This window comes from Lutimonas halocynthiae, from assembly GCF_030409835.1.
In the GTDB taxonomy this organism is placed as follows: domain Bacteria; phylum Bacteroidota; class Bacteroidia; order Flavobacteriales; family Flavobacteriaceae; genus Lutimonas; species Lutimonas halocynthiae.
In genome coordinates, this window is record NZ_JAUFQO010000005.1 from 208,487 (window position 1) to 216,612 (window position 8,126).

An 8,126-nucleotide genomic window follows, 5' to 3' on the forward strand; every position below is an offset into this window, starting at 1 on the left:
TTATAAATCGTTAAAAAGAGTCATTATATCATCATCCCATAATTTGGTGATATAGTATTTAATATCCTGATCACTACCATAATTCGATCTGGTTTTAATTTGCAATTGATAATTATAGGTATCTCCGGTCCATCTCAGATTGATTTTATCCCACCACCACCATTTATAGCGTGCTTGAGTTTTTCTAATGCGGCTCCTTGATTTACCATATGTACTAAGGGCATGGGCATGTAATAAGGCATGTCTGCCTGATTTTGGCTTACCCACTTGAGCAACAATTTCAAACGCAGAATATCCGTTCAAATTACTTAGGATGGTATGCCATTTACCATCTGCAGGAACTTTGGAAAGTCTATAGGTTCCTATTCTACTTTCTGCTGATAATATTCCATTTACTTCTAAGGAAGTTCTAGGTTTTTCTGTGCCAACACCCAAATTTCCACCCTTGGCAAGAAATAATCGAGTCGCTTCTTTATCTACTGAAACCGGTTCCACAAAAGCTAAGCCTTCCGAACCTTTTTGCACATAATCAATTCCCCATTTTGAAAGCCTGTTTTGAATTTTATCTTTAAAACTAATTAATCTCACAGCATCTTTCCCTTTTGGAGAAAGTATTAAGCCTTCCTCAATATTTCTTGAGATTCCATCATCAACTTGATTCAAAGTTGAATCTATAAGACTTGCAAAATTGGTCTCATTGGGCCTTTTTCCATTCTTGAAGAGTGATTTTAAACTTTGTCTATTAAGAGGTTTTGAGCTCATGATTACTTAGAATTATTTTTGAATTTAATCATTGACATTGATGCATTTTTATGAACTTTAGTACTGCTTTCCAATTCAGTTTTATTTTTACATTTTCCCTGCAAAATAAAATCTGTTCCAATTTCCATTCTGTCAAATCCTAAATTTGTCTTATTATTTATTTGGTCACCTTTTTTGTTAAAGGCAATTATCCGATGATTCTTAACCGGATTAAAAACTGAATAGGGGGTTTTAGTTTTAATTATTTGATTCTCACTATAAGTTCTAATAGAATATTGCCGTTTCTTTTTTACAATATGTTCTATGGATAGATCTTTTACCTTTTTCACATAATCCAATTGCTCGATAAATTTGAGCAATATTTTGGGCATAAAAGAACCACCAATGCCTACTTCATACTGATTTAGTTTAGAAATAGGCGATAAGAAATTTGATATTTCACTACGCAATTCATCAATATAAAATCCAGCGCTATCATTTTGATTTAATTGAATCTCGCAATTGACCAACAAATATTCAACAATTGGGTTGATGACGTCAATATTAACAAAGGAACTGCATCTTTTTTTTATGTATTTTTTCATGTATTTCAAAGTTGATTTTTTGAAATAGTATCTTTCGTAATAGGTCCATTTAGAATTCAAAACGATTATTTTTATTTTTCCTGGATCAGGATGAAAACCCTTATCTAGATTGGTACATTTCACTACTTCAATATTATCAAACTTGTCCATTAATATTCGTTCATAATCCCACGCAGATACGGCTCTTGATTTGTGCCTCAATCTTTCACTAACACGTCCATAAAAATCTTCCGTGGATTCTGCATCCATTCCTTGATAGGTTGAGCCGGGTTGAATAACACTTTTAATATCAGGTAGATTACCCAATACTTTATTAATGCTCTTTGGAGGGAATAATTTCCCTCTGATCAAGGGGTCATCACTTTTACAAATAACTTGAACGGCATTTAAATAAATTCCTTTAATCTTTGGGAAGAAATCAGCATATGCTTGAGTCGACACCCTTAACCAATACAACTCGCCGTCAGGAACACCATCAACTTCTGGCAAGATAAGTTCAATAATTCCAGATTTCGTTAATCTACTTGTGCCATCTTTCATAATCTTGCTATCTTCCAATTCTACCCAATGTATTCCATCGAAATAATTCCATTTCAGCTTATTATTTTTAATCTTATTGGTTGCTCCGGATCGAAGAAAATGAAAGAAAATACTAACTATAGGTTCATCTATGACCCCTTTAAGACCTAATACCAAATAGCCTTGAGATTCATAATTTGGAAGTAAAGTAAATTCTTTAACGAAGGATCCTTCAAGGGCTGTATCTTTCCAAAACGGCCTGATATGTATCATTTGACCTTTATTCTGTTTTGCTTTAATTCGATTAAAAAAAAGTGTGTCAGAAGTTTTATAGTTTACAGTTACCGAACTTAATTTAGGATTATACGGTTTGTTAGGAAGTGGTAAGTTTTTATTATTCTTCGCGTTATAAATAGCTATTTCAGTAACATCTTTATGATATATTGCAGCCCCAAAATCTGGATATGAACTTTTAAGCATGATTTTAATGAAACCACTTTGAGTGCCTACACCATAGGTCAGTGGCTCTTTTAGCATGAGAGTTTCGTTTAAACCTAAATCATTTACTCCCTCAAATTGAATAAGACTCAAATCGTTCAGATAACTGCTTTTAAAACCTTCTGGACTTATAATATCGGTAGTATTGAATAGTAATTCAGTCTTCCTTTCTTGATTCTTTGAGACCATTGGTATCCAGAAGTTATCAGTGAGAATGAATTTAGCTATCTGAAATGACTCATTGTTAATTTCTTGAGAATACCCATCATAATAGCTATCAAATCCACCGCTATTTTTAGGAAGAGATTCCCAACATAGTTCAACTTCAAGAGCAGCTAATTTCTTTTTAAACAATTCTGTATTACCTATCATTAAATAAGGCTCGGCCGATGGAAATGGTCCAAAAATATCAAAAGCTTTGTCTGCAGAAATTTTACCTACATTGTTGTATAATACTAAATTTCGCATTTTCTTAACGGAAACGTCAATCTTTATGGAATCCATTTCAACCTCTTTAAGGAATGAATACAGATAAATTGGTGCATAAGGGTTTATTTCAAACTTAAGAGATGGCCATAAAGTATCTTCATCAAATTTTTCAAGCGCCGGATCAGAAATTTCTAGATTGAGCTCAATAGAAATACTATTCTTGTCAAAATCTGCCGCATAATTTTTTACTTCTAGCCAACCATTTTTACTCGAATAGGAAATTTTAAATCCTTGTTCCATAACCATAGAAAAAGCCAGATCCAAGGTTATGTTATTTTTCTTCTGAATTTGCCTTAACAATCTCCAAAAGTATTTTTCAGAAGAACTTTCTTCTAAGTTAAAATAGACAACGATCTCCCTTTGTCCTTCACTTAAAAACAATACTGGAGAACCAAGAATAAAACCTATGTCAGCAATATTTTCTTTATCAATCCCAGAATCTTGCAGACTTTCTCCATTTGCTCCAAATAACATCCAATCATCTCTTGTGCTTTTAGCGTCTTTGCCTAAATGGATTAATTTATTTTTATATACCGAGGCTATGAGTGCTTTTTTATTACCATATCGAATATATGGGCTTGCATTGAAATAGATCGTTTCCATTTCGATCAATTCAATATTATTGGCAACCAACTTCTCTAAGGTTTCAAATTGAATATCAGTTTTACTTCCGAAAAGTTTTCCTGCCGACAAAATACTGCCCTTTTCAATTAATGAAGGATGTTTAATAATTGGCAATAAATTAAAACTCACAGTAGTTTTAGAGGCTCGAGCCTCATTTCTTTTTTGTTTTAATATATCCTTGTAATAAAAATCTAAATGTCTTTGGGGTATACCGTTTAACTTTTCCTGAAGAGCTTTAAAAAGCAACGTAAATGTGATATACATGGCATTATGCGGCAGCTGATTATTTTTTGACAACAAATGATCCTTTAGGTGCTCTTCAATTATTTTTTGAATGTGAATTATGGTTTTTTTAAAGGAATGTAAAATGCCGTTTAATCTGTCGAATTCGTTTTTATAATCATCTCGAGGTGGCGGGGGGGATTTTAATATTATAATATTCTTTGAATCAATTGGTCGTTCCGCAACATAATCTGTAATGTGATTATCCTGAGATTTTTTGAGTTGATCGATTTTAATTTTCAGAATGTCCTGATGCAGACTTTTTATTTTCGCAGCTAAGTTTTCTTCTTGATGAACTAACAATCCTCGATACCAGTTCCTTTCAATTTTGTCATACCAATAGAACAAAAACTTTTCGATTTTCTGAGAATCTACATCCTTACCAGTACTATTATCAACGATTTTTTTTATGAATGTGTCAAACTCATCTATGGGTTCATTAATAATGGTAATCATAAAAAATACTGCATCATTTTGGATAATTTTATTCCAGGTGTCTTTTACTTCATCATTAGTGTCATAAAAATTTATTTTTGTAAAAAATGCCTGTACATACCCCATTAAATCCGAAAATGATCGATCATCAGGTTTAAAGGAATTGTTAAGTAATTCATTATTCCATCTTTTACTTCTATGTATGCCTATGCTAGATACTGTCATGATTGTTCAATAATTGAGTCTTGACTGATTTGATTATGATATAACTGCGGTAGATCGGTTCCTTCTGTTTTATAATATGGAAATACTAAATTAAATCTGGTATTCGCAGCTCGAATGGTGTAGTCAACGGAAACTCTGATAATACCGTCGAGATAATCTTTGGTGTTAATTCTAATCTCGTTTACCGCTATTCTTGGCTCATATCTGAGTATTGCAGTACGAATCAATTCTCTTAAAAAATGGTTTTGCGAATTGGATACTGTATCAAACAAATACCTTTGAAGATCGCAACCATATTCAGGGAGCATAACCCGTTCTCCTAAATTGGTGCTGAAGAGAATTGCCAAAGACTCCTTTATATCCTGTTCGTTTTCAACCATTTTAATACCCATACTTCCATCATATTCAAAAGTTGGAGGGAAACTCCAACCCTTACCCAAAAATGATTTATTATTTTTATTGTTTTTTTTCATGAATTAATCATTACTGCTAAACCCTTAATATTTACTTGACCATCACTGGAAATATCACATTGAGCACTTCCCTTTATGGTTGTGGATTCATTTCCTGTAATACTCACTGAACCACCTGTATTATCGATTGATTCTGTACCACTTACTTTTATCGAACTACCCTCAATCTTGACCTCTTCGGCAGCTTTTAGAGTCATATTAGATTTGCTTTCTATGACAATGCCTTGGTCGTTCATTTCGATCTTATTTTCATTTTGATCCGTAATAATGATCCCTTTATCTTCCTCACTCAAGCATATAGAATTCCCTTCAGGACTTAAGATTGTAATCACTTTATTTTCTTCATCAAATTTAATTTGCAATTTACTCTGGGTAATGAGGGTTTTGATGGTGTTTTTTTCATCTGGAGTCTCTGGTGCAGGAATAGAACTACTATATACACTTCCCAAAATTATTGGAAATCTTGGATCGTCATTCATAAATCCCAAAATCACCTCATCATTAACTTCAGGTAAAAAATAGGCCCCAAAGGAATTCCCGGTATAAAAATTCGATAGTCGCGCCCAAACCGATTTACCGTCTTCACCTAATATGGGAATTTCTACTTGAATTCTAAATTGGTTGTCTGGATCCTCATACGTTTTTTTAACAATTCCAGTTTGCAGCCCTTTAATTCCTGGGATTAGCCCTGAAGCTTCAGGTGCTTCAACTTTGTTACGTTCGACAAACCAGTCGGGAGATAAGCCTATGTTAACTTCAGTATTCCAGTTTCCTTGATCAATGGTGTGCGTTAATCCGGAAATGAATGCGTTCCCATTGAATCGTTTTCCTAGACCCATTAATTTAATCGTTGAATTGATTTTTGCTTTCCAACTTCCCTGAAAGGTTATATTTCCAATAAATCTTGACAATCTCGATTTAAGCAGTCCAGCATCCGCCCAAGATTGAATATCTTCTTGACTAATTGAAGCAGAACTGTTTAAATTTTTTGTCCCCGAATTCAAAACCTTGGCTAAATCTGAACCACTAAGATCTCCCTGGTCATTTACTGATGGTTCCTTAGCCGTAGCATTTATAACAGCTTGAGAGGACATATCCCATGCATTTCCTTGAATTCCCGAGTATTGATGGGTTGCATCTATTTCGCCATCAAACTCAATAATGTCATAACCAAACTGAACTTGAAGGGCAGGTGACGAAGAAACATCAGGTTTTTGAACAAGGAGTTTTCCACTTTCAGTTAAAACAATCATACCATTTATTTCCGCTCGATTTACAATGAAATCCCAATCTGTAGCATAGTATTGTATAATTTCTTTATGCTGAGCATTGGTACTGTCAATAGATGTGCTTAAACTATATTTTCCAATAATCTCTTCCATAACAGCACTATCCTTCATGTCGGAATAGATAGCATTTTTTCTGTTTATTGTCATACCTATTGATTTGTCTTTACAAATGACCTGTAATTGAGATCCACTTGTACCATCAACCTTGATTATTTGCTTTATGACGACACCCTTAAAAACACTGTTGTTTTTATTGTGATAGCCCAATTTAATTTCAATTTCGCTGCCTGGCTTAAAATTATCCGAATCTGTAATATCAAAAGTTTGATTGGCTGTATTGCCATCATTTAATGATATTACGGCTTCGGATATTTTATTTATTTGTTGGCGAACCGTGATTTTTAAAACCTCATAGGTCGAGGGAATATCTTTTCCATTGGAGAGGATATTAAATGAAATCAGATTCGTTTCTTCTATAAGGGGTGATACTGACATATACTATTTAATTGGTGGTAAATACAATTCTGTTCCAGGTATTAAATTTCGAAAATTGATAATTTTATTTTGCTTGGCGACTTCAAGATAATAGCTACAATCCCCATAAATATCATAGCAAATCATAGGCAGTGTATCACCTTCTTTTACAAGTACCCAATGCGTCAAATCAGGAGATTGTGGATTTGCTTCTTTAGCAATGGTATTAGTATCACTAGCCTCTTCAAATTTAACCGAAGATTTGGCCCTTAAAGGTGTTCCGTCTGGTTTGAAGAGTGAATAATTAATGTCTAAAGATGTTAATTTACATTTAAACACTAATGTACCCCATGAAAGAATTAAATAATTGGGTTCATGAATATCTCCATTATAATCAAAACAAACATTTTTAAATACCTTAATCTGATCATGAACAGCCATTTTACTGTATTTAATGGCACCAGTGGCATCAAAATAGATGTCAAAAGAAACAGTTTCAGGTGGAATTCCTCTAAATTTCAAAGGTGTACCAGGAGCTCCTTGTGATGTTTCATTATTATAATTCACTTTATGATTATGACTATAGGAGGCTGGATTGATTTTAACAACGCAGGTATCTTTACCCTTTCCCAGGTATTTGTTGTTCCTATATGCCACTATTTTCATCTTATTCAAACTCATACTATCTTTCTTTTAAGGCGCTCAATTGCTTCCTTATTTCATTCTTGCATTCTTTAAGAAGGAATTGCCGTAATTGATAGGTATCCTTTTGATTGTTGCCCTCATTTACAGGTTCTTGAACCTTAACTTTTATCAATAATTCTCTAATTTCTATTGGCATTGTAATTGAATTAATTTGTTTCAGGTGTTGGGAAAACCGGCACTTTTACCGTTTTAAAATAACTATAGGCAAATTCAAGAGTTTCTATGACAATCTCATTGTTCATAGAATTCAAATCTGATGCAGACCATTTAACTGGCCAGGCATTTACAAAATTCCATGTTTTAAGGGGTTGCCCATTTTCATTCAACAATGATAAAATGATAGTTTTGGTTTCAATTAAATCTGAAAGTCCGCCACTCAATGTTTCCATACACCATTGGACAACTTCAGAATCTTGTGGAACCAATCCTCGCTTCAGCACCAGATTTGAGAATTTTACACTAGTTGGAACTCGGTGTTTATAGCTATTGTTTCCGCCTTCCGTAATTTCCTCTGTATCCATTTCCATTGAAATTCCCGTAGCCTCTTTGAATGCGGCATCAGCGGAATTGGAAACCCCACTAAAACTTAGCTTAAAATAAAAGGCTACTGGAGGGTAAACATTACTCATTACCCTCCATTTTTAATGGTCAAACCTTCATGTGCCAATTCCAATGTTTCTACTGCTACCTCGTTGGCATCTGATTTCATGTCGGTCCCAGTAATTTTGGTGGGCCATGCGTTGGCCAGGGTCCAGGTCATGGTTGGT

General features: G+C 33.9%; 8 protein-coding genes. All 8 read right to left on the bottom strand.

Annotated features, from left to right (window positions below):
• Genes QWY87_RS11615 through QWY87_RS11650 form a run of 8 tightly spaced genes read right to left on the bottom strand, consistent with a single transcriptional unit; the run spans position 1 to position 8,119 of the window.
• Positions 1-762 carry a hypothetical protein gene (locus QWY87_RS11615; protein WP_290291321.1) on the bottom strand — a complete coding sequence of 254 codons (762 nt, stop codon included), beginning with the start codon at positions 760-762 and terminating at the stop codon, positions 1-3.
• A gap of 2 nt (positions 763-764) precedes the next feature.
• Positions 765-4,418, bottom strand: a complete 3,654-nt coding sequence (locus QWY87_RS11620; protein ID WP_290291323.1) for a baseplate J/gp47 family protein — start codon at positions 4,416-4,418, stop codon at positions 765-767.
• The gene (locus QWY87_RS11625) at positions 4,415-4,891 is read right to left on the bottom strand and encodes a GPW/gp25 family protein (RefSeq protein WP_290291325.1); all 477 of its coding nucleotides are present in this window, start codon (positions 4,889-4,891) and stop codon (positions 4,415-4,417) included. Before QWY87_RS11625 ends, QWY87_RS11620 begins: the two co-directional genes overlap by 4 nt.
• Positions 4,888-6,675 carry a type VI secretion system tip protein VgrG gene (gene vgrG / locus QWY87_RS11630; RefSeq protein WP_290291327.1) on the bottom strand — a complete coding sequence of 596 codons (1,788 nt, stop codon included), beginning with the start codon at positions 6,673-6,675 and terminating at the stop codon, positions 4,888-4,890. The genes QWY87_RS11625 and vgrG overlap by 4 nt, the downstream gene beginning before the upstream one ends.
• A gap of 3 nt (positions 6,676-6,678) precedes the next feature.
• Complete coding sequence (locus QWY87_RS11635) at positions 6,679-7,335, bottom strand: CIS tube protein (RefSeq protein WP_290291329.1); 657 nt, start codon at positions 7,333-7,335, stop codon at positions 6,679-6,681.
• A gap of 1 nt (position 7,336) precedes the next feature.
• Positions 7,337-7,495, bottom strand: coding sequence for a DUF5908 family protein (locus QWY87_RS11640; protein WP_290291332.1), 159 nt, complete (start codon positions 7,493-7,495; stop codon positions 7,337-7,339).
• Positions 7,496-7,505: 10 nt separating this feature from the next.
• The gene (locus QWY87_RS11645; protein ID WP_290291333.1) at positions 7,506-7,988 is read right to left on the bottom strand and encodes a phage tail protein; all 483 of its coding nucleotides are present in this window, start codon (positions 7,986-7,988) and stop codon (positions 7,506-7,508) included.
• A complete protein-coding gene (locus QWY87_RS11650; protein ID WP_435389528.1) occupies positions 7,988-8,119 on the bottom strand; it encodes a phage tail protein in 132 nt (43 codons plus the stop codon). Before QWY87_RS11650 ends, QWY87_RS11645 begins: the two co-directional genes overlap by 1 nt.
• Positions 8,120-8,126: the final 7 nt, after the last annotated feature.